Source organism: Psychrobacter sp. 1U2, from assembly GCF_051847575.1.
Genome location: NZ_JBPYDC010000091.1, coordinates 1 through 1,951 on the forward strand (window position 1 = coordinate 1; position 1,951 = coordinate 1,951).

The window sequence follows — 1,951 nt, forward strand, 5'->3', positions numbered from 1 at the left end:
AAGATGCCGCTTTTGCTACTCTCGATGATGACAACTATGACAAGAGCCGGTATTTAGAGCAACAGCAGACACTGCCTAGCGCCAGTGACGATCCTAACGACTATTAACTTTAATAATTGATAACCTGATTAGATTTGAGAACCCGATATGAGTGAGACGAAATTGCAAGCTGACGGTGTAACCATCCATACTGAGCAAGGAATGTATGTCGATCCGGCAGCCTTAACCAACCATTTACCCGAACTGCACTATAACCAAGGTGAGCTATGGATGGAGCAGGTAAGTATTCATGAGTTGGTAGAACGCTACGATACGCCATGCTATGTATATTCGCAGCAGGCAATACTCGATGTGTACCAAGCCTATAGCGACAGCTTTGCAGCGATTGACCATCAGATTTGCTATGCAGTGAAAGCAAACTCAAACCTTGCGGTGTTGGGTGTGCTTGCAACAGCAGGTGCAGGGTTCGATATTGTCTCGCGCGGTGAGCTTATGCGCGTATTGGCAGCCGGTGGGCAGGCCAGTAAAGTCGTGTTTTCAGGCGTCGGTAAAACCAAAAGCGATATCGAATATGCGCTAACTCAAGGTATTGGCTGCTTTAACGTTGAGTCTATTAGTGAGTTGACATTAATTAATGAGGTAGCGCAGCAACTTGATAAACGGGCACCGATATCGCTACGGGTTAATCCCGATGTCGATGCCAAGACCCATCCTTATATTTCAACCGGTCTAAAAGACAATAAGTTTGGTATTGCCCATGAAGAGGCCGTCGCTGTCTATGAAGAGGCCGCTGCTTTATCGCATATTGATATTGTTGGTATTGACTGTCATATTGGCTCACAATTAACGGAAGTTGAACCCTTTATTGCTGCATTGGATAAAGTCATTGAGCTGGTCCATAGCTTGCGTGAAAAAGGTATTGAGCTGCGTCATATTGATTTGGGCGGTGGTCTCGGCGTGCGTTATATTGATGAGTCGCCAGTCTCTATTCATGACTTTGCGCAAGCACTCCTACCGAAACTGACTGAGCTTGGCTTACCAGTGTTTTTTGAGCCAGGCCGTAGCATGGTCGCCAATGCCGGTATTTTGCTGACCCGTGTCGATGTACTAAAGCCAACAGCGCATAAAAACTTTGCCATCGTTGATGCTGCGATGAATGATTTGATTCGTCCTGCATTATATCAAGCTGAAATGGCCGTGATTCCCAACGTATTGCCTAGTAAAGGTATCGAGACAGATGGCACTCAGCCGTGGGACATCGTCGGGGCGATTTGTGAGACTGGGGATTTCTTAGCAAAAGACCGTCTATTATCACTCGCAACAGGTGACATTTTAGCGATTACTGGTGCAGGAGCGTATGGCTTTACCATGAGTAGCAACTATAACTCACGCCCGCGTGCAAGTGAAGTCATGGTTGCAGGAAGTCGTCATCAGCTAGTTCGCAAACGTGAAACTGTTGAAGCATTATATGCAGATGAGATACTTTGGCAAAACGCAAAGTAGAGTGCATTATAGATAGAGTAACTGCCACTCTTGCCGATGTAATAACGACCCATTGTTATCATGACAATGGGTTTTTTATGGCGGTGATTATGGTCGCTATGAGTTTCATTATGATAAGCACAGTTATTTATTATTTTAATGGATTCATACAGTCTCTAACGCGCTGATAGTTATCATTGTGGCAGACACCATGCTAATATAACGGACACATAAAAATACAATAGGACACAAGGATATGCTAATAGAATTTACCAAAATGCATGGTCTGGGCAATGATTTTATGGTCATTGATTTGGTGACCCAGCGCTTAGATTTGACCAGAGAGTTGGTGCAATTATTGGGTGATCGTCATCTAGGTATTGGCTTTGATCAATTACTCGTCGTCGAACCACCGATGCGCCCAGATGTTGATTTTAGTTATCGTATTTTTAATACCGATGGCACAGAG

1 protein-coding gene and 1 pseudogene are annotated in these 1,951 nt (G+C 44.5%); both read left to right on the forward strand.

Annotation, left to right across the window (positions count from 1 at the left end; all coding sequences use genetic code 11):
- Nucleotides 1-147 precede the first annotated feature (147 nt).
- On the forward strand, nucleotides 148-1,503 hold the full coding sequence (lysA, locus tag ACS8FD_RS13390; RefSeq protein ID WP_439262229.1) for a diaminopimelate decarboxylase: 1,356 nt from the start codon (nucleotides 148-150) through the stop codon (nucleotides 1,501-1,503).
- A gap of 235 nt (nucleotides 1,504-1,738) precedes the next feature.
- Nucleotides 1,739-1,951: pseudogene (locus ACS8FD_RS13395) on the forward strand (diaminopimelate epimerase); the annotation flags it as partial.

What these genes read in the sequence shown, in the direction of transcription:
- lysA (WP_439262229.1), top strand. Translation starts at nt 148, where the DNA reads ATGAGTGAGACGAAATTGCAAGCTGACGGTGTAACCATCCATACTGAG.